Source organism: Aeromonas sp. ANP5, assembly GCF_963870295.1.
Classification (GTDB): Bacteria; Pseudomonadota; Gammaproteobacteria; order Enterobacterales; family Aeromonadaceae; genus Aeromonas; species Aeromonas veronii.
Genome location: NZ_CAWMRY010000025.1, coordinates 1 through 21,218 on the forward strand (window position 1 = coordinate 1; position 21,218 = coordinate 21,218).

Below are 21,218 nucleotides of genomic sequence, written 5' to 3' on the forward strand. Positions count from 1 at the left end.
TAAAGGCCTTCCCAGATGGGAAGGCCTTTTTGCTATGGGCGCTCTTTACCCAGCGACCCAAGACTTTCACACCAGAACGAATACAAAAGCCCGGCTTCATGACCGGGTTTTGGTATTTTTAGCCTGCTGGTGAGCTGCCGACATCGCACCACGATGGCAATACCTTCCCCTGTTGGCGATCTTGCTACTGTTTCCACCTCTGTATCGCAGCACATCCCATCTTGGCCATATTGTTCCGCTGCGAGCTGATAGAGCTTGAGGATTAAATCAGGCCATCTTGCAACGGTACGTCATCGCTTCCACTTGTTTGTGTAATCCCCTTTTTTGCTTATGGATTTATTCCATTAAAACAGTCTCTTATCAAGAATGAACTGTTTTGCAGCAGGAATGCCATGCGAGATAAATGATAATGATTATTGTTTGAATGATCGGGGCGGGGTCGTTACAATGCGGGCTGATTAATAAAGTGCTTTTCAAATGAGCCTTTTCTAATACTGCGCGTGGCCGGATGCCAGGGCGTTGTAATAAGTGAAGTAAGGGAATACGTCACCTTCCTACTAAAAATGTTCAGGCTAAAACATGACAACAGTGAAACCGAACAAGCTTGCCTTGCTGATCTGCTCCCTTCTTGCGACCCAGGCCTATGCTGCCAAACAAGAGGTGATGGTCGTTACCGCTTCCGGCTTCCAGCAGAAGATTGAAGATTCTGCCGCCTCCATCTCCGTGATTACCCGCGAACAGCTGGAGAAGCGAGCCTATCGCGACGTGACCGACGCACTGAAGGATGTCCCCGGTGTCGTGGTGACGGGGGGGGGTAGCAGCAGTGATATCAGCATTCGCGGTATGGGGTCGAAATACACCCTGATGCTCGTTGATGGCAAGAAGGTGGATAGCCGTGGCACTCGCCCGAACAGCGATGGTCCGGGTATCGAGCAGGGCTGGCTGCCGCCACTGCAGGCGATTGAGCGCATTGAGGTCGTCCGTGGCCCCATGTCATCCCGTTATGGTTCCGATGCCATGGGGGGCGTGATTAACGTGATTACCCGCAAGACCACCGGCCTGGCTTGGCAGGGCTCGGTTCATGCTGATTCGACCTTCCAGGAGAACAAGGATGCTGGCAACAGCTTCCAGACCGATGCCTATACCGCAGGTTCACTGATCGATGGCGTGTTGGGGCTGCGTTTCAACGGTCAGCTTGCCCATCGTGGTGAAGACAAATTTACCCAGGGTTTTGCCGAGCAGGAGACTCGCAGTGGCACGGCCGTGCTCAGCTTCAAGCCTGATGACCATAACCGCTTCGATCTGGAAGCCAGTCGCAGCCTACAGGATCGGAATCGTACGGCCGGCAACTCGCTGGCTGCCAAGGCGAAAGATAACCTTTATCGCTACGAGCGCACCAACTATGCGCTGACCCATGATGGCCAGTATGATTTCGGCTCTTCCAGCAGCTATCTGCAGCAGGAGACCAACAGCAACCCCGCTCGCAAGATGGAGCTTACCAACACCATCGCCGATACCCATACCCAGTTTATTCTGGGGGATCACTACCTGAGTGTCGGTGGTCAGTATCGCTATGAGGATCTGCACGACCAGGGCAATAACCTGAAAGTAGCCAACCCTGCCGAGCAGCTGACCCGCTGGAGTTGGGCGATGTTTGTCGAGGATGAGTGGTCACTTACTGACAGCTTTGCCCTGACAGGGGGCGCACGCATGGATCGGGATCAGAACTACGGTTCTCACTGGAGCCCGCGCCTCTACGGAGTTTGGCATCTGGATGATAGCTGGACCCTGAAAGGGGGCGTATCAACCGGTTACCGCTCCCCTGACTTGAGGATGTCAGCGGCAAACTGGGGCCAGGTCACCGGTGGTGGCAGCCTGGATGGCATGCTGGTCGGTAACCCGGACCTCAAACCCGAGACCAGTGTGAGTGAAGAGATCGGCCTGCTGTGGAATGGTCATCAGGGCTTCAACGCCGGTGTTACCCTGTTCAACACCGACTTCAAGAACAAGATATCCGAAGTGCGTCGTTGCACCAGCAAGAGCGATCCCGCCTGTACCCTCAATGGTCACAGCTATGACTTCATCAGTGATCGGGTCAACGTCGACAAGGCCAACATGCGCGGTGTCGAGGGGATGATGAATTGGGCCATCAATGAGGATTGGTCGGTCAGCTCCAGCTACACCTTTACCCAGTCCGAGCAGAAGAGTGGTCCACTGGCGGGTCATGCCCTCAACCAGATGCCCCGTCACATGTTCAACGGCAGTGTTGACTGGCAAACCACCGAGGATCTCAGCCTCTGGTCACGGGTAAACTTCCGTGGCGAGACTTCCGAGTACCTGAGCCGGGTCAAGATGGCGGAAGGGACTCCTTCCTACACCTTCTTTGACATGGGCCTGGTCTACAAGGCCAACAATCATCTGGATCTGACCGCCGGGGTCTACAACCTGTTCGACAAGACGGTGGATTACAGCAGCTATGGCACTGTGCTGGATGGTCGCCGCTACAACCTGGGCGTGACTTACAACTTCTGATAGGGAACCTGTCATGCGGCCGCTATCTTCCGATGGCGGCCGTTTTTATTGCGTGTCCGTCAGGGGACTATGCCTGATAGGGGGCGGCTTGCCAGGTATTGCGCCCCAGTCCCTTGGCCTGATACATGAGGGCGTCAGCCTGCCGTAGTAGCTGGTCGGCATCAGCCTCTCTCTCTGCGGCGACCCAGACTGCCCCGGTGCTGATGGAGAGGGTCACCTCGTCGCTGCTGGTGTGCAGGGTTTGCCGGTTGCTCTCCAGGCAGATCCGCTCGGCCCATTGTTCTGTCTCTGCCAGTGTGGCCAGCGGCAGCAGCAGGCAAAACTCCTCGCCGCCGATGCGGGCCAGCAGAGCCTCTTCAGGCAACAGGTTGCTCACAGTCGTGGCCAGCTTTTCCAGCAACAGATCCCCGATGCCATGACCAAAGCGGTCATTGGTCTCCTTGAAGTGATCCACATCGAACAGCAGCAGAGCACAGGGAGCCCCGCTTGCCAGTCGTTGCTCCATGGCGGGCATGAATGCCCGTCGGTTGAGCAGGCCGGTCAGGGGGTCGGTACTGGCTTGTTTCTCCAGTCTGGCGTTGGCGCGGCTCAACTCGGTGGTGCGGCTGGCAACGGCGCGGCGCAGTTGTACTATGTAGGCCATCATGATTAACACTCCGGCAAACAGTAGCCAGGGACCGAGATGGATGGGGTAGACGGTTTCGACATGCATCCACTTGCGGATGATCCGCTCCCGATCGCTCTCTTTGAGCTTGGCGAACCCCTCTTCCAGCCGGTTTAACAGGGCAAGGTCGCCCTTTTTCACCGCAAAGCGGATCTGGTCGGTATAGAGGTGGCGAACCGGAATAAAGCGGGTGGGATCGTCCGAGGTATAGATGTAGAAGTTGGCGACCTGCAGATCGGCGATAAAGGCTTTTATGTCGCCCCGAAAGGCCGCCGCCAGCAGGGTGTCATTGTCATTGAAGGTCTGCAGTCTGGTGCCGGGGAAGTAGCGTCTGGCGTAATACTCCTCGTAGCCACCGGCTACCACACCGACCGTTTCATGGAGCAGGTAGTAATGTACATCTGTGCCGCGCAATTCGCTCGAGAAGAAGAGTTGGGAGTCGAGCTGGGCGAGAGGCCGGCCATAGTCGAACAGTTTGTCCCGCTCCGGTGACCAGAGCAGTCCGGCGTGAACGTCAGCTTTCCCCTCATGGAGCATGTCGAGGGAGCCCTGCCAGTCGACCAGCCTGAACTCGATCTTCTGGCCGGTCACCCGGGTATATTCACGCCACAAATCGATCAGCAGGCCATCCGGCTGGCCCGACTCATTGATATAGGAGAAGGGCTGCCAGGCTTTGGAGTTGGTAATGATGAGCGGCTCTTCCGGGGCTTTGGCCCAGGCAGGCAGGGCAAGGGCGAGTAGCAGGAGCCCCCATCCGATACTGACTATGACTCCTGTCCTGGAAGAGGCCATCCTTGCTCCAATCCGTTGCCGTATACCGTCCCGTGGTCACCGATTATCACCGTCTTTCTGATCGAAGAACAAGCGCTCAAATGATGAAGTTTGCATGATGCAAATGGCGCCATGACAAGGCTGGCGGATAGAGTAACTACTTACAGCGGCAGGCTGATCCGCGCCTCCAGTCCCCCCTGTGGCCGATTGAGCAGGGTCAGCTCGCCGCCGTGCTGATGGACCAGAGTGCGGGCAATGGAGAGCCCGAGCCCCACGCTGCCTGACTCGGTGTTGCGCGCCTCGTCGAGCCGCACGAACGGTTTGAACACATCTTCGAGCCGCGCCGGATCGATCCCCGGCCCGTTATCGCAGACCCGGATCAACAGCTCCTCCTTGCGCCGCTCCAGCGACACTGCGGCGCTGCCGGCATATTTGATGGCGTTGCCGATCAGGTTCTGCAGCACTCGGCGCAGGGTGTTGGCCCGGCAGGCGTAGACCTCTTTGCCTTCCGCCAGACAGGTGACCGGCTGGCCGGTATCGGCATAGTCATCGCACAGGCTGACCAGCAGGCTGACCAGATCCAGCTCGCGGGTAGCCTCCTGCTTCCCCTCCTCGCGAGCAAAGCTGAGGGTCGCGGCCAGCATCTGCTCCATCTGTTGCAGGGTCTGCTGGATGCGCTCCTTGTCCTCGCCATCGGCCAGAAACTCGGTGCGCAGCCGCAGGCTGGTGATGGGGGTACGCAGATCGTGGGAGATGGCCGCCAGCATCCGGGTTCTGTCCTGCACGAAGCGGTCTAGCCGGGTGTGCATCCGGTTGAAGGCCTGAATCGATTCGCGGATCTCGGTCGGCCCCTCCTCTTTCAAGGGCTCGATATCCTCGCCCCGTCCGAGCCGCTCCGCATTGCCTGCCAGCTGCTTGAGCGGGCGGGTGGCACGGCGAAACAGCAGCACCATCAGTCCGATCACCAGACTGGCGACCAGCATCAGATTGAGGGTGGTCTGCCACGACCAGCTGCCCGCCTCCTTGTCGACCAGCGAGCTGAACTGCAGCCAGCCTCCCTGCGGCAGTTCGATGGAGCCATAGAGCCGCATATCCCGCGGCGGGGGCGGCCCCTTGCGATCCCGCATCATGCGGGCATGATGTTCCCACGCCTTGCTGCGCTGGGTATCCTCTTTCAGCTCGGCGCTGATCTCGACGGTGAGGCCGGGGGGGTAGTTGAGGCGCGAGCGCACCAGCTGCTCGAAGCGGGGGCTGCGGTTATCCGGTTGCAGCGGCTCGTCGGAGAGGCGCAGCAGCAGGGTCTCACTGCGGCTCGCTTTGAGGATCTCGTCATAGAGGGACGGAGGAGAGAGGGAGAGCAGTCTGACCACAGAGATGATCCGCTGCATGGCGTTGCGGCTGTTGACGAAGCCGAGCGCCTCCTCCCGATCCGTGCGGTAGATCTGGATACTGAGCAGCTGGATCAGGATCAACCCCGCCAGCGCCACCAGAATGATCTGGCCGGTCAGCCCCTTGGGCCACATCCGTGCCCACAGTCGTCGCAAAGTGCCCACTGTTTAAACCTGTGTCACGTCGGCGGAGAACATATAGCCGCCACCCCAGATGGTCTTGATCAGCTCCGGATGCTTGGGATCCCGCTCCAGCTTGCGGCGCAGGCGGCTCACCAGGGTATCGATGGCGCGATCAAAGGCCACCGCCTCGCGGCCACGGGCCAGATCCAGCAGTTGATCCCGGCTCAGCACCCGTTGCGGGCGTTCGAGAAACACCTTGAGCAGATCGAATTCGGCAGTGGAGAGGCTCAGACCGACCCCATCTTCGTCGACCAGCTCCCGACGATTGACGTCTAGCAGCCAGCGATCGAAGCGCAGGTCCCGGGTCAGGGTCTCGGCGGCGGGCTGGGTCTCGGCCTGGGTGCGGCGCATCACCGCCTTGATGCGCGCCAGCAGCTCGCGCGGATTGAAAGGCTTGGCCAGATAGTCGTCGGCCCCCATCTCCAGCCCTATGATGCGGTCGGTCTCTTCCCCCATGGCCGTGAGCATAATGATGGGCAGGTTCGATTTGACCCGCAGCTCGCGGCAGAGGGTCAGACCATCTTCACCCGGCATCATCAGATCCAGCACCAGCAGGTCGAACTCCCGCTCCTCCAGCAGTCGCTTCATCTCCTTGCCATCCCGGGCGCAACTGACCCGCAGGCCGTGCTGCTCCAGAAAGCGCTTCAAGAGATCGCGGATCTCGCTGTGGTCGTCGACCACCAGAATGTGGGTGCTGCCCTGATTCATGAATACCTCCCCTGCTTGGCGTTGGCACGAGTATACGAAAATCCGCCCGGCGGTTTGTGTCAAAGTGTGCCAGATCCGCACGATGCCACACTCTGCTACAAAAAAGGTTGATGCTGGCAAAGTTCAGACACCGATAGGGTGTTTACTTGAGGGCAAGGCAAGAGCGCCGAACCAGAATCATCCCTACAGGAGATAGACCATGAAAAAGCTGACCAAAACCCTGCTGACTGCCACCCTGATCCTTGGCCTGCCGCTGGGCGCCTATGCAGCCAGTGAAGCGGCCCCCACCGGCCAGCCCGGTGCCATGGTGGATTGCCCGATGGACGGTGGTGGCATGATGGGTGGCAAACACCACGGTGGTCGCCACGACAAGATGGCCCGCATGCAGAACATGACCCCTGAGCAGATCCAGGCCAACCTGCAGCAACGTTATGACCGCATTGAAGATCCTGCCAAGAAGGCGGAGTTCATCAAGAAGCTCAACGAGCGTGCCGCCGGTATGACCAAGCACGCAGAAGCGATGAAGCAGTTCGCCGAAGCGAATCAGTAAGCCACACCTGACAAGGTGTGCCGAAGATGAGAGAGGGGGAGCACGTTGCTCCCCCTCTCTTTTGTTATGGCGAATGGCGCTGGCAAAGCAGTGTTGATTCACCGCCACTGTTTTAAAACAGTTTTGGGATCTCACGCACCAGCCAGCTTTTGGCCTTGCCCATGGTGTCTCGCCGCCAGGCCAGCACCACCTGCAATTGATGGCGATATTCGGGGCTGATCACCTTGAGCCGACCGGCCTTGATGTCCTCCTCAATCCAGCTTTGTGGCATGGTGCCGACGCCGATCCCTGCCAGCAGAGCATCCCGTTTCTCCGTCATGGTGCTGACGGTGAGGCGCGGCTGCTTGTCCAGCAGGCGGTAGGTGAGCACCGGTTTGCGCAGCGCGGTATCGGCGACGGCGATGGCGCGGTAGCGGCGCAGGGTTTCGTCGGCCAAGGGTTCGGGCTCCTGATGCAGCGGATGATCGGGATGGGCGACGTAGAGCATCACCTCGTCCTTGATCACCTGATGCTTGATGCCGGTCATCATGATGTCCGGGTTGACGGAGGAGATAAGCAGGTCGGCGCGGCCATCTTCCAGACACTCCCAGCTACCCGCCAGCACCTCGGCCCGCAGCCGCAGTCGGGTATCGGTCTGCTCGGCCAGCTTCTCCACCAAGGGGTAGAGGGCCTGCACCGGGACCAGCGCATCGACGGCGACTGTGATGTCGGTCTCCCAGCCACGGGCCAGCGCCCGGGTCTCGCCTACCAGATGCTCGGCTGCCTCCAGCAGCACCCGGCCGCGCTCCAGCAGCATGCGCCCCGCCGGGGTGAACTTGGTGCGGTGGCCGCTGCGGTCAAACAGCATGGCATCCAGTTCGTCTTCCAGCTTCTGCACCGTGTAGCTCAATGCCGAGGGCACCTTGCCCAGCTCGTCGGCCGCCGCCGCAAAGCTGCCGCGGCGGTCGATGGCGTCCAGCACCCGGATTGCCTCCAGGGTCAGCGCCCGCTCCTTGTTCGATTCCTTGGCCATTCCTCACCTTCAATTTTTTTGAATATGTTTGCCAGTTTATCTCGCTAACAAGTTAGGTCATGTCACTTTAATATTCAATCAACGCTTAGGCAGGAACGTCGAGCGGCCAAATATGCGGGTAGTTCCGCACTGTGACACACCAAATCGGTCTGTCTGATGTCGGTGAAAGAACAACACACTATTTGAATAACCTCTTGCATGGATGCATTGATTCTGGCCGAAAAGGCCTTGGCAATGACATATAAAACAAGAGAGTGAATGAACATGAAAAACGTAATCAAGATGCTGGCCGTTGCAGGCCTGATGACCACTGGTTTCGCCCAGGCTTCCGTACCGGCTGACTTCAATGCCATGCCCGGCGTGCTGTTTGTGAACTGGAACGCCACTGCCGCAATGGATGGCAAAGCCAATCCGATGCTGGAAGTGCGTGACGAGTCTGGCGATCTGCTGGCATCAGTCCACGCCAACCTGACTGGCACCCAGCAGGTGCGGATCCCGAGCCGTACCCAGGGCAACCTGACTGTCAGCCTGGCTGACCAGAGCAGCGAGTACCGTATTCCGTTCGGTATCGGTAGCGGCAAACAGCGTTAATCAACCGTCCCGGTAGGTGAGGAGCAGACCATGATGCAATTGAGAGCCGCAGAAGCGCGGGGCAAGGCCAACTTTGGCTGGCTGGACGCGCGCCACAGTTTCTCCTTCGGTCACTACTATGACCCGGAGTGGATGGGGCACTCGGTACTGCGGGTGATCAATCAGGATCTGGTTGCGCCGGGTGGCGGATTCGCCACCCACCCTCACGCCAACATGGAGATCCTCACCTGCGTGTTGCAAGGCACCATAGAGCACAAGGACAGCCTCGGCCATGCCGAGCAGATCCCGGCAGGGGATTTCCAGCTGATGAGCGCAGGCAGCGGGATCCGCCACAGTGAGTACAACCCCTCGCAGACGGATCCTCTCTCCCTGTTGCAGATCTGGATCGAGCCGAACGAGTTCGGCACGCCACCCGGATATCAGCAGAAGAAGATCGAGTCCAGACCGGGCATGACGCTGGTGGCGTCACCGGATGGCGAGGATGGATCGCTGCGGATCCGCCAACAGGCCCGCGTATGGCGGCTGGAATTGGCCCCGGGCGAGACGCTCGAATGGGCACTGGCTGGCCGACACGGTTACCTGCAGATGATTTCAGGGGAGTTGACCGCCAACGGTCTGGCTGCCCGACCCGGCGACGGGGTACTCAGTCGTGATGAATACCGGTGGGAGCTGGTTGCGACCAGTGCCAGCCAAGCCCTGTTATTTGACCTACCCTGAAGCAGTCAGCGGTGATGTGACACAAACGAGGAATATGAAATGGACAAGATGAAAGATGTAGCGCTGCTGGCGGGTCGTGTACTGCTGGCGCTGATGTTCGTAATGGCGGGCTGGAGCAAGATCGGCGGGTACGCCGGAACCCAAGGCTATATGGAAGCGATGGGCGTGCCGGGCTTTATGTTGCCGCTGGTGATCCTGCTTGAGCTGGGTGGTGGCCTTGCCGTCGTGCTCGGTCTCTTTACCCGCAGCCTCTCCGTGCTGCTGGCCGGTTTCACCCTGATGGCTGCCTTTATTTTCCATTATCAGCCTGCAGAACAGATGCAGATGCTGATGTTTATGAAGAACGTCTCAGTGGCCGGTGGTTTCCTAGCGCTGGCGGCGGCCGGAGCAGGGGCTTTCAGTGTGGATGCCCGTCTCGGCAAAAACTGGTAATGCCTTGAAGAGTCAAGTTTTCCAATGCCTTTTGGCCGGTGCAACTGCACCGGCTTTTTTCTGTCTGCGTTTTCCGGGTAGGTGAGGTGACGGCACAAATCTGCGGCGCCCCTCATGGTTCAGCGGTTTGCCCGCCTGCTGGCCACAAGTGCCTTTTGCATCTTATCCCCCGATCCCTGACAATTCCCTCTCTTGTGAAGTGACGGAAATGGCTCGCCTTTTCCCTCGCCCCCTCTCATCCACAGGCGGGAATTGCTCATGTTTACCCTCTACCACTCCAATCAGCTGGATCTGCTCAAAGAGCTGCTGGTGAGCCGCATCCGGCAGGCCCCCCTCTCTCACCCCTTCGATCGGGAGCAGATCCTTGTGCAGAGTCCGGGCATGGCCCAGTGGCTCAAGCTGGAGCTGGCCAAGGCCTTCGGCATCGCCGCCAATATCGACTTTCCGCTGCCCGCCAGCTTTATCTGGGAGATGTTCACCCGGGTGCTGGCAGATGTGCCTCGCATAAGCCCCTACAACAAGGGATCCATGAGCTGGCAGCTGATGACCATTCTGCCTGCCCTGCTGGATCGTCCTGCTTTTGCCCCGCTCGCCGCCTATCTGGGCGGGGGAGATGAGGAGGATCCTGCCCAGGATCCCGAGCAGGTGCGGCTGTGGCAGCTCTGCCAGAAGGTGGCGGATCTCTTTGACCAGTATCTGGTCTACCGGCCAGACTGGATCGCCCGTTGGGAAGAGGGGGAAGGATTGAGTCAGGAGCTGGCCGGGGTGAGCGGTCAGGACTGGCAGCCCGAACTGTGGCGCGAGCTGGTGGCTCGCACCCTGGCGCTCTCTCCGAGCGGTTACCACCGCGCCAACCTCTACGAGGAGTTTATCCACGAGCTGGCGCGCACCGCCGATCTGCCGGGCAAGCTGCCGCAGCGGGTCTTTGTGTTTGGCATCTCGGCGTTGCCGCCGCGCTATGTGGAGGCATTGCTGGCCCTCGGCAGTCGGCCGGAGGTGGAGGTGCACCTGTTCGTCACCAACCCCTGCCGCTACTACTGGGGAGATCTGCTGGATCGCAAGACCCTGGCGCGCCTCGAAAACAAGCTTAAACCCGGCACCGATATCGAGACATTGCAGGGCCCCGCCAACCCATTGCTCGCCTCCATGGGCAAGCTGGGGCGCGACTACCTGCACCAGCTGATGGAGCTGGAGGTGCCGCAAATCGAGGCCTTCGTCGATATCGACGAGCTGGATGGCAAGGGCAATATCAAGCTGCTGCATGCCATCCAGAAGGATGTGCTGGAGCTGGCCGAACGGGGCGCCGGCCAGTTCGATCTCGACTGCAGCCACCACAAGAGCCCGATCGATCCGGCGGATGGATCCTTGCAGATCCACGCCTGCCACGGCCCGATGCGCGAACTCGAGGTGCTGCACGACCGGCTGCTGGCGCTGTTCGAGCAGGATCCCACCCTCACCCCGAAAGATGTGGTGGTGATGATGCCGGATGTGAACAGCTACGGCCCCTACATTCAGGCGGTGTTCGGGGCGCGGGGCCAGATCCCGTTTGCGGTCTCGGATCGGGCGGCGAGTCAGGAAAGCCCGCTGCTGCAAAGCTTCCTCGCCCTGCTCAGGTTGCCCAATGCCCGCTTCGGGGCGGGGGAGCTGCTCGCCATTCTCGAGGTGCCCGCCGTGCTGCGCCGTTTCGATCTGGATGACGAGGAGTTCAACCAGCTGCGGGTCTGGGTGCAGGAGACCGGCATTCGCTGGGGGCTGGACGACGGCTATCCCGTCCGTTTCGATCTGCCGCCCATGTCCGGCAACAGCTGGCTGTTCGGTCTGCGCCGCATGTTGCTCGGCTTTGCCATGGGGGATGGCGAGCCGGTGGCGGGCATCCTGCCCTACGCCGATATCGAGGGTCAGCAGGGGTTGGCACTCGGCAAGCTCGCCTGGTTTGTCGATTCGCTGGCCGAATTCCTGCCCCGCCTGCAACAGGCGCAGCCGCTGGCGGAGTGGAACGCTTGCCTGCTGGCGCTGCTGGAGCGCTTCTATGTGGCCGACGAAGATGAAGAACGTCAGCTTCAGCTTATTCGCAGTCAGCTGGCCGACTGGCAGACCCGGCTCGGCGAGGCCCGCTTCGATCAACCCATCACCGCCGACCTGTTGCAGGATTACCTCGGCAGCGTGCTGGGGGAGTCCCGCTCCAGCCAGCGCTTCCTCGCCGGTCAGGTGAACTTCTGCACCCTGATGCCGATGCGCTCCATCCCCTTCAAGCAGGTCTGCCTGCTCGGCATGAACGACGGCGTCTACCCGCGCACCCTGGCCCCCATGGGGTTCGATCTGATGGCGGTGGCGTCGCGGCGGGGGGATCGCTCCCGTCGTGATGATGACCGCTACCTCTTCCTCGAGGCGCTGCTCAGTGCCCAGCAGGGGCTCTACATCAGCTATCAGGGCTTCAGTGCGCAGGACAACAGCGACAAGGTGCCGTCGGTGCTGCTGGCGGAGCTGATCGACTATGTGCGGCAGGGCTTTGTGCTGGCGGGGGATGAGGATCTCGACGACGAAACCTCCGGCAAGCGGCTGCTCAATCACCTGATGGTGGCGCATCCGCTCACCCCCTACAGCCGCAACTACTTCTACCCGGAGCCGGGTTCGCGTCTCTTTACCTATGCCGCCGACTGGCTGCCCGCCCTCAATCCGGTGCGCGGCGCGGCCAACTTCCAGAGCGGCGAGCTGCCTTTACCTCCCGAATGGGGCAAGGAGCAGGGGCTGGAGCTGGCGGAGCTGCTGCGCTTCTATCGCCAGCCCACCAAATATTTCCTCAACCGCCGCCTCAAGGTGTGGTTCGAGCTGAACGAAGCCAACATCGAGGACAGCGAGCCGTTCGAGCTGGATGGCCTGCAACATTACCAGCTGAAAGATCTGCTGCTCGATGCCCATCTGGCAGAAGGGGATAGCACCGAGCGTCGCGAGCGGTTGCAGCTCACCGGCCTGCTGCCGCAAGGGTGGTTCGGCAGCCTGCTGCTGGACGATCTGGATGCCGAGATGGGCAAGCTGGCGGATCGGCTGCGGCCATGGGTTGCTGCCAATGAGTCAGAAAAACAGGCGGTGGAGATCGATATCTCCCTCACTCAGGGCCAGCTGCAAGGGTGGATCGACACCCAGAAGGGGCGTTTGCTGGTGGTCAAACCCGGCAGCTTCAACGGCAAGGATCTGCTGCTGGGCTGGATCCAGCACCTCTGCCTCTCATTGAGCAGCGCCCCCGGCGACACCCTGCTGTTCGATGCCAAACAGAGTCTGCGGTTAGCCAAGCTCGCTGCCGACGAGGCGCGGCCCAAGCTGGCGGCGCTGGTGGCGTGCTGGGCGCAGGGGATGAAGCGGCCGCTGCCGTTTTTCCCCAACACCGCCTGGGATTGGCTCAAGGCGATCGAGAAGGATCCCGACAAGCCGGAGGCGGCCGACAAGGCGGCTCTCACCCGTTTCAACGGCGGCTGGATGATCAATGGGGAGGGGCAAGACGTTTACGTTGCCCGCTGCTTCCCCGAACTCGATGACGAGGTGCTTGGTCAGTTGCAGGCGCTTGCCCGCGAACACCTGACCCCCCTGCTCAATACCCTGGAGGAGCTGAAATAATGGCTAACCCGCTCAATACCCTGCGTTTTCCCCTCCATGGTGAACGACTGATCGAAGCCTCCGCCGGTACCGGCAAGACCTACACCATCGCCGGTCTCTACCTGCGCCTGCTGCTGGGTCACGGCCCGCTCATCGAAGAGGGGGCTGATGCCGGTCAGCCGAGCGCCCACGAGCGGCCCCTCTCGGTGACCGAAATTCTGGTAGTGACCTTTACCGAAGCGGCCACCGCCGAGCTGCGCGGGCGGATCCGCGGCCGCATCCACGAGGCGCGGCTCGCCTTTATGCGCGGCCATAGCAGTGACACCCTGCTGGCCCAACTGTTGGCCGAGGTGGAGGATCACGAGCTGGCGGCCCGCCACCTGCTGGCCGCCGAGCGGCAGATGGACGAGGCGGCGGTCTTTACCATCCACGGCTTCTGCCAGCGGATGCTCAAGCAGAACGCCTTCGAGTCGGGCGCACTCTTTGAAACCGAATTTCTTACCGACGACAGCCAGCTTCGGCTGCAGGCGGTGAGCGACTACTGGCGATCCGAGTTCTATCCGGTGGATAAAGCCCTCGCCAGCGCGGTGCGCGCGCTCTGGCCGAGCCCCGCCGCCCTGCTGCGGGAGATGGGCAGCTGGCTCGACAACAGCGAGCTGGAGATCCACCCCGCGCTGGGGGATGAGACCCTCGCCGCCCGCCATCATGCAGCTATGGCCCGCATTGAGGCGGTGAAGAGTGAATGGCTGGCGCAGATGGACGAGATCCGCCGCCAGACGGATGGGCAAGTAAGCCGCTACACCGGCAAGAACTACGAAGGGTGGCTTGCCAAGATAGCCGACTGGGCGCAGGACGAGAGCAGTGGCTACGCCATCCCGAAGGAGCTGGAGCGCTTCGGTCAGACGGTGCTGGAGGAGAACCTCAAGAAGGGGGGCGCTGTGCCGACCCTGCCGCTGTTCAGCCAGATAGACGAGTTGCTGGCGAGCCGTCCCGGTATTCGCGATCTCATCCTGCAACGGGCCGCCACAGTAGTGCGCAGCCGGATGCAGGCGAGCAAGCGGCAGGCTCATCAGCTCTCGTTCGATGACTTGCTGAAAGATCTCGACGGGGCGCTTGGCTCCAGCCTTGGCGAGCGGCTCTGCGAGCGGATTCGCGCCACCTATCGGGTGGCGATGATCGACGAATTTCAGGATACCGATCCCCAGCAGTACCGCATCTTCCATCGGCTTTACGGCGGCCACACAGACACGGCGCTGTTGATGATCGGTGACCCCAAGCAGGCCATCTACGGTTTTCGCGGCGCCGACATCTTTACCTACATTCAGGCGCGGCGAAATGTGAGCGCCCACTACACCCTCGGGCGCAACTGGCGTTCCAGCAGTGCGTTGGTGGGGGCGGTCAACGGCCTGTTCGAGCGGGCCAAGGATCCCTTTATCTACGAGGCGGATATCCCCTTCCTGCCGGTGGAGGCGCAGGGCAAGAGCAAGGCGCTGCTGCTCGATGGCGTCACCGCGCCCGTGCTCCACTGCTGGCAGCTGAGCGGCCAGCCGACCTTCAATCGGGGGGATTACCAGAGCAAGATGGCCCGCGCCACCGCCGCCGAGATCCACCACCTGCTGACGCTGGCCCGCGAGGGCAAGGCGCAGATCGGTGACAAAGCGGTGAAGGCCGGGGATATCGCCGTGCTGGTGCGCACCGGCGCCGAGGGCAAGCTGGTGCAGCAGGAGCTGGCGCGCCTCGCCATCGCCTCCGTCTATCTGTCGAACCGCGAGAGCGTGCTGGAGCAGACGGAGGCGCGGGAGATTTTGCTGATTTTGCACGCCTGCCAGAACCCGAGCGAGGAGCGCAGCCTGCGGGCGGCGCTCGCCACCGGCCTGTTTGACCTCGACGCCAAGGCGCTCGATGGGCTGGCCAGCGACGAGCGTGCGTGGGAGAGCGCGGTGCAGGAGTTTATGGAGTACCGCAAGATCTGGCACCGCCGTGGTGTGCTGGCGATGCTGCGGGCCCTGCTGCACCGGCGCAATCTCGCCTCTTCGCTGTTGGCGAGCCCCTACGGCGAGCGGCGGCTGACCAACTTCCTCCATCTCGGCGAGCTGCTGCAACAGGTGAGCAGCGAGCTGGATGGCGAATATGCCCTGCTGCGTTGGCTGGGGAAGGCGGTGAGCCGCCCCAACGGGCAGGATGCGGAGCAGGTACTGCGCCTCGAATCCGAGCGCAAGCTGGTGCAGATCGTCACCATCCACAAATCCAAGGGGCTGGAGTACCCGCTGGTGTTCCTGCCCTTCATCTGCAGCCACAGAACCGCCGAGACCCCGCTCTATCACGAGGCGGACGAGGCGGGCAATCGCACCATTCTCGATCTGACCGGCGGCGACTCGTCGCTCGCCGAAGCGGATAGGGAGCGCCTTGCCGAAGATCTGCGGCTGCTCTATGTGGCGCTGACCCGGGGCGTCTACGCCACCTGGCTGGGGCTGGCGCCGGTGCGGGCGGGGGCGGGCAAGTCGGAGAAGACTGACCTGCACCACACCGCCATCGGCTACCTGCTGCAAAAGGGCGAGGAGGGGGATGCACAGACGCTGGCGACCGCCCTGACCGAGCTGGCGCAGGCGCTGCCCGGGGTGGCCGTCGGTGAGCCCTCGCTCACCCGTCCGGCCCCGCTGCCACCAGAGGAGGAGCAGTTGGGCGAGCCGCAGGTGCGCCACTTTAGCGGCTCCCTTGAGCGGGACTGGTGGATCAGCTCCTACTCCGGGCTGGCGGCGCAGGGCCACGGCCACAGCAAGGGCGTGCTCGCCAATCCCGGCTTCGATGATGAGGTCGTCACCGAGGCGGCTGCGCTGGCTTCCGAGCAACCTGAAGAGGCGCCCCAGCCCTCCATCTTCACCTTCCCGAAGGGGGCGCGCCCCGGCACCTTGCTGCACAGTCTGTTCGAGACCATCGACTTTCAAAGCGCCGCGGGCGAGCCGTTGGCGGAGCATATTGCCACCCTGCTGGCGCAAGATGGCTTCGACGAGAGCTGGGCCCCCGTGTTGCAACAGCAGGTGGAGGCGGTGCTGGATACCCCGCTGGAAACAGGCTTTGGTGAGCCGGTGCGGCTGCGGGACTTGAGTGCCGAGCGCAAACAGGTGGAGCTGGAGTTCTTCCTGCCCATGGGGCGGGTGACGGCCCCGGCGCTGACCGCCCTCTGCCAGCAGCACGACCCGCTGTCGCGGGGCAACAAGCCGCTCAGCTTTGCCACCGTGCAGGGGATGCTCAAGGGTTTTATCGACCTGGTGTTCGAGTGGCAGGGGCGCTGGTATCTGCTCGACTACAAATCCAACCACCTCGGCATGAGCCCCGCCGATTACAGCCGTCCGGCGCTGGAGCGGGCGATGGCCGAGCACCGCTACGACCTGCAATACCAGCTCTACTCGCTGGCGCTGCACCGGCTGCTCACCCTGCGCCTGCCGGGTTACGACTTCGAGCAGCACTTTGGCGGCGTTTTCTATCTGTTCCTGCGCGGCATGCCGCAGGGGGGCATTTTCCATACCCGCCCGAGCCGTGAACTGGTGCTGGGGCTGGATAAGTTGTTTCGCGAAGGCAGTGAGCTGCCAGCAGCGGGATCCCAAGCATTGAACGAGGTAGAGGCATGAGCGGCACCATAATCAGCACCGCGACCAGCGCAATGATGGTTGAACGGCTCAAAACACTGGCGCTGGCTGGCCGCATCCGCCAGCTGGATCTGCAATTTGCCAGGCTGGTGGCAGACCTTGGCGGCAGCCCCGAGCTGGTGCTGGGGGCTGCGCTCGCCTGCTTCGAGCTGGGGCGCGGTCATGTCTGTCTGCCGCTGGAGATGCTCGCTGCCGGATCCTTGCGGCCGTTCGGGCTGGATCCCCAGCAGAGCCAGGATCTGCTGTTGGATCTGGCGGATCCTGCCCGCTGGCCCGCTCTGTTTGCGGCCAGCCCCTTGGTCGGCTGTGAGCAGGATGACGGGCGAACCCCGCGCTGGCCGCTGCGGCTGTGGCACGGGCGGCTCTACCTCACCCGCTACCACGATTTTGAACTGGGGGTGGCCCGCCATCTGCGCGCTTTGAGCGAGCGAGCGCCAGAAGAGGGGCATAAGCGGCCGGAGATAGCCCCGGCCCTGTCGCGGCTGTTTGCCCGCGACTATGGGTTGGTGTTCGCGGCGCTGCTGAAAGCCCGCCTCGCCCCCGACTTCTCGGCCCGCCACTTTATCGAGAAGTATCTGGATCTGGTGTTCCCGAACGAGGTGGATTGGCCCGCCATCGAGACGCTGCTGGCCAGCGCCCAGGCGGCGAGCGACTTGAGCAAGCTGGATACGCTGGTGCCCGAGGCGCTCTGCTGCAACGGTCAGAAGCTGGCGGCGGCCACCGCGGCGGCACGCCCCTTTGCGGTGATCTCCGGCGGCCCCGGCACCGGCAAGACCACTACGGTCGCCAAACTGCTCGCCATTCTGGTGGAGACCGGCCTGCAAGCAGGCAAGGCCCCGGCGATCCGGCTGGTGGCCCCCACCGGCAAGGCGGCGGCGCGCCTCACCGAGAGTATCGGCTCTGCCCTGCAGGCTCTGGACCTGCCCCCCGAGTGGGTCGAAGCGATCCCCACCGAAGCGGGCACCTTGCACCGGCTGCTCGGGGTCATTCCGGGGCGCACCCAGTTCCGCCACCACGCGGGCAACCCGCTGCACCTTGACTTGCTGGTGGTGGATGAGGCCTCCATGGTCGACTTGCCGATGATGGCACGCCTGCTCGATGCGCTGCCCAGCCACGCCCGCCTGATCCTGCTCGGCGACAAGGATCAGCTCGCCTCGGTGGAGGCGGGGGCCGTGCTCGGCGATATCTGCAGCTTTATCGAACAGGGCATCAGCCCGGCGCAGGCGGATTGGCTCTCCCGCCAGACTGGCTACCGCCTGCAGGGCTCGCCCGCAGGGGCACCGGTGCGCGACAGCCTCTGCTTGCTGGCCAAGAGCTGGCGCTTTGATCAGCATTCGGGCATCGGCCAGCTGGCGCGCGCCTGCAACAGCGGCGATGCCACGGCGGTGGAATCAGTCTGGGGCATGGGCTTTGCCGATATCAGCCTGCACCCCTGGGCGGGGGAGGCCTACGACGCCCTGATTGCCCAGGGGGTGGCCGGTTACGGCAGCTATCTGAAGGCGGCCCGCGCGGGGGAAGCGCCCGCCGCTGTGTTCAAGGCATTCAACAGCTTCCAGATCCTCTGTGCCCTGCGCGATGGCCCGTTCGGGGTGCTGGGACTTAACGAGCGGCTCGAACTGGCCCTGTCACGGGCTGGCCTGATCGCCCGCGATGGCGACTGGTATGCCGGTCGTCCGGTGATGGTGGTGCGCAACGACCATGGCGTCGGCCTCTACAACGGCGATATGGGGCTCTGCCTGCCCGATGAAACTGGCCGGTTAAAGGTATGGTTTGAGCAGCCGGACGGTACCCTGCGGGCCCTGTTGCCCAGTCGGCTGCCACCCCACGAGACGGTCTATGCCATGACCATCCACAAATCCCAAGGCTCGGAGTTTGCCCATACCGTACTGGTGCTGCCCGACAGCCCCAGCCCGCTGCTGACCCGCGAGCTGGTCTATACCGGCATCACCCGCGCCAAGGCTCGCCTCGATCTCTACGGCGACCGCGCCCTGCTGGCACAAGCGGTAAGGAAAAAGACCGAGCGTTATTCCGGGTTGGCGGAGAGGTTGGGGGAGTGATGGATTGGACGGCGGTAAAGGGATTCACCGCCGTTTAATTGCGCTTGAATAACTCAAGCTGCCATTAAATTAATTCATAGGAAAAATATCATATATGAAGTATGAGAAGACCTTAAAATCCCTTTGTCAGACACCTAAGTTAACTGAAGAACATATTAAGTTCATTTTCAAAAAACGGGATTCGGTTGATGTGGAAGTAACAAAGAAAAATTTAGGTCGAGATGGATTTGACATTCAAACTGATGAAGGAAGATGTTATGTAACAGAACGACCAATTTCAGATTTGAACAAGAAGTGGGGTAGGGTGACAGCGCTTCAGGAACGAATGCTTAATTTGTCAATACCAGTTCCACTTTTTATTGGAGAAGGCACAATTGTAAGAGATATAGGTCGTATTAATAAAACGGATGACCCATATAAATCAGCTAGTGAATGGCTACATGAAAACTTCACACCTGATGTTTATGCAACATACTTCAATAAGTATTTCTCTGTGAGTGACTCATTAGCAGACTATAAGACAATAATATTTGAAGCTATTGAAGCCTATCATATGGGGTTGGATCACATAGCGATTATGTCTCTTTTTCCTGTTTTTGAAGCTGGCTTGAGGAATATTCAGGTCTGTATCCTCAATCAAGGGATAAATACGGTCAGTACAGTAGAGTTTGAAAAAGGTCTTAAAGAGTTAATAATGCAACGGGGGAGGAATTACATGTCTCCATATATCTGGCATCCAGGGAAAGGTTATAACAGCGAGGTGGAAATAGATTTTCTAACACATGTTAATCCCCAATGCGATGTAATAAATGCATTTAGAAAATTCTTCTCATCAGTGTTATATAAGCCAAGTGGTTCAGATAGATCACTAAACGGTTTTAATAGACACTTGATTGTTCATCTATTGAAAAATGATTTTCATGAACCATCAAATTTTCCAAGAATCATTTTGGCACTAACACACATCATGTTTATTGAAAGTCTTCAAAATGAAAAAGTGCCATTTTTCTGGCCTGGAATAGATCAGGTTGATATGGAGCTTGGGAGTTATTTACGTAAATTAACAGATGCCATTTTCATATCTCGAAGGAAATTATTGGACTCACTAACTACATGTGCATATTGATTCGACAAATGACACATTTATTTCATCCCGTATGTTGGGCTTCGCAGGCTCAGCACCAACCTACCGATTGTGTAGGTTGTGGCTGAGCGTAGCAAAGCCCAACGTTTACCGCGTAATCTCTTTTTTCCTCCCCCTCATCCCCGACCCTTCTCCTCCTTTTCTAATAAACGGGAGAGGGGAGGTTTGGCGCCGTGGCTATACACGCCATTGCCAACACCATATCCCCGATGCTGCTTTATCCCCTCTCCCTCTGGGAGAGGGCTAGGGTGAGGGGAGCCGGTTTACACAATGCCCATTTCGTAAAATCGGGTAGGGTGCAATGAACGAAGTGAATTGCGCCACCCATATTTATCTTGCAAAATGGAGGGATACTTTTCGTTTTTAATAATAAATCAGGCAGTAAAATGACAATTCATAGTTTTAAAAGCGAACGGCAAAAAAACATGCTGCTTGGGGTTGGCTTTATACTTCTGGTTGTTCTATGGTTGGCAAGTATCTTATTCAAGACAAAATTATCAGATAAAACACTTATTGCTGAGTTGGTTCCTGAGTCGCTCACCTACATTACTATCAGTGCGTTATTTGGATTAGTGGGTGCAATAGTAACTGCTTTTCGATGTCCCAGACGTCATGCCTTAAAATATATTTCAAAAGCGTTTTGTAATTGCTTCTTTATGATGCTTATAACGTCATGGTATGGCTATGATATGTACGTCTATTATTATCCAGATAAAGTGGTCAGTTATGATACGGAATATAAAGTGGTTCATCCCGGACCATCCAAAGGCAAATACGGCCGTTGTGAGGCAGGCTTAAAAATAAAAGATAAGCATACAGGGTATTGGTTTGATCTTTGTTACAGTGATAGTGAGCTTGGTAAGGCACAGATTCGGAATTATGGTGAGGTATGGGTGAAAACTCGGGTTAATGAGGCTGGGTCATACCTGGAGAGCTACAAGGTATATCCAGAAAAATCTTATTTTTCTATCCCCTCACCGCCAACCGCTCTCCAGCAACTAAATAAGAGGGTAATCTCGTTCCCGCGCCCAGATTAAGTTTCTCTAATCGAACCGGTGTGGTTGGCGATCATATTTCCGATGCTGCTTTATCCCCTCTCCCTCTGGGAGAGGGTGAGGGGAGCGGGTTGGCACAATATGCTGCACTTGGTCACCCCTCTTGCTCTGCCCGATTATTCCATCCCCCAAATGACTGAATCGTGAGTTAAATCCGGTAAATGGGGCGCGCTTGA

14 protein-coding genes are annotated in these 21,218 nt (G+C 59.7%); 10 read left to right on the forward strand and 4 right to left on the reverse strand.

Features of this window, described 5'->3' with window-relative positions; translation table 11 throughout:
• Positions 1–579: 579 nt before the first annotated feature.
• Positions 580–2,532: a ligand-gated channel protein gene (locus AACT07_RS14475; RefSeq protein ID WP_069528464.1), complete on the forward strand. Its 1,953-nt coding sequence runs from the start codon at positions 580–582 to the stop codon at positions 2,530–2,532.
• Between the two features lie 67 nt (positions 2,533–2,599).
• Here AACT07_RS14475 and AACT07_RS14480 read toward each other — a convergent pair whose 3' ends face one another.
• The 3 genes from AACT07_RS14480 to AACT07_RS14490 form a co-directional block, all read right to left on the reverse strand.
• On the reverse strand, positions 2,600–3,988 hold the full coding sequence (locus AACT07_RS14480; RefSeq protein ID WP_069528465.1) for a transporter substrate-binding domain-containing diguanylate cyclase: 1,389 nt from the start codon (positions 3,986–3,988) through the stop codon (positions 2,600–2,602).
• A gap of 140 nt (positions 3,989–4,128) precedes the next feature.
• Positions 4,129–5,490: an ATP-binding protein gene (locus AACT07_RS14485; RefSeq protein ID WP_069528466.1), complete on the reverse strand. Its 1,362-nt coding sequence runs from the start codon at positions 5,488–5,490 to the stop codon at positions 4,129–4,131.
• A 33-nt stretch (positions 5,491–5,523) separates the two neighbouring features.
• Positions 5,524–6,246, reverse strand: a complete 723-nt coding sequence (locus tag AACT07_RS14490; protein WP_069528467.1) for a response regulator — start codon at positions 6,244–6,246, stop codon at positions 5,524–5,526.
• Between the two features lie 199 nt (positions 6,247–6,445).
• Between AACT07_RS14490 and AACT07_RS14495 the strand changes: the two genes are divergently transcribed.
• Positions 6,446–6,796, forward strand: coding sequence for a hypothetical protein (locus AACT07_RS14495; protein WP_005355311.1), 351 nt, complete (start codon positions 6,446–6,448; stop codon positions 6,794–6,796).
• Between the two features lie 112 nt (positions 6,797–6,908).
• On the opposite strand, the gene AACT07_RS14500 is transcribed toward AACT07_RS14495, so the two are convergent.
• Positions 6,909–7,808, reverse strand: coding sequence for a LysR family transcriptional regulator (locus AACT07_RS14500; RefSeq protein WP_069528468.1), 900 nt, complete (start codon positions 7,806–7,808; stop codon positions 6,909–6,911).
• Positions 7,809–8,066: 258 nt separating this feature from the next.
• Here AACT07_RS14500 and AACT07_RS14505 point away from each other — a divergent pair, with 258 nt between their 5' ends.
• From AACT07_RS14505 to AACT07_RS14540, 8 genes are all read left to right on the forward strand, one after another.
• A complete protein-coding gene (locus tag AACT07_RS14505) occupies positions 8,067–8,399 on the forward strand; it encodes a hypothetical protein (protein ID WP_013723379.1) in 333 nt (110 codons plus the stop codon).
• A 30-nt stretch (positions 8,400–8,429) separates the two neighbouring features.
• Positions 8,430–9,116 (forward strand): pirin family protein, encoded by a 687-nt coding sequence (locus AACT07_RS14510; protein ID WP_005355292.1) that lies wholly within the window; start codon positions 8,430–8,432, stop codon positions 9,114–9,116.
• A gap of 39 nt (positions 9,117–9,155) precedes the next feature.
• Positions 9,156–9,548: a DoxX family protein gene (locus AACT07_RS14515; RefSeq protein ID WP_005336513.1), complete on the forward strand. Its 393-nt coding sequence runs from the start codon at positions 9,156–9,158 to the stop codon at positions 9,546–9,548.
• A gap of 258 nt (positions 9,549–9,806) precedes the next feature.
• Positions 9,807–13,160, forward strand: a complete 3,354-nt coding sequence (gene recC / locus AACT07_RS14520; protein WP_069528469.1) for an exodeoxyribonuclease V subunit gamma — start codon at positions 9,807–9,809, stop codon at positions 13,158–13,160.
• Entirely contained in the window at positions 13,160–16,768 is a 3,609-nt protein-coding gene (gene recB / locus AACT07_RS14525; protein ID WP_069528470.1) for an exodeoxyribonuclease V subunit beta, read from the forward strand. The genes recC and recB overlap by 1 nt, the downstream gene beginning before the upstream one ends.
• The gene (gene recD, locus AACT07_RS14530) at positions 16,765–18,843 is read left to right on the forward strand and encodes an exodeoxyribonuclease V subunit alpha (protein WP_069528472.1); all 2,079 of its coding nucleotides are present in this window, start codon (positions 16,765–16,767) and stop codon (positions 18,841–18,843) included. Before recB ends, recD begins: the two co-directional genes overlap by 4 nt.
• Before the next feature lie 94 nt (positions 18,844–18,937).
• On the forward strand, positions 18,938–19,969 hold the full coding sequence (locus AACT07_RS14535; RefSeq protein ID WP_080560594.1) for a hypothetical protein: 1,032 nt from the start codon (positions 18,938–18,940) through the stop codon (positions 19,967–19,969).
• 404 nt (positions 19,970–20,373) lie between these two features.
• Positions 20,374–21,024 (forward strand): hypothetical protein, encoded by a 651-nt coding sequence (locus tag AACT07_RS14540; RefSeq protein ID WP_139123886.1) that lies wholly within the window; start codon positions 20,374–20,376, stop codon positions 21,022–21,024.
• Positions 21,025–21,218: the final 194 nt, after the last annotated feature.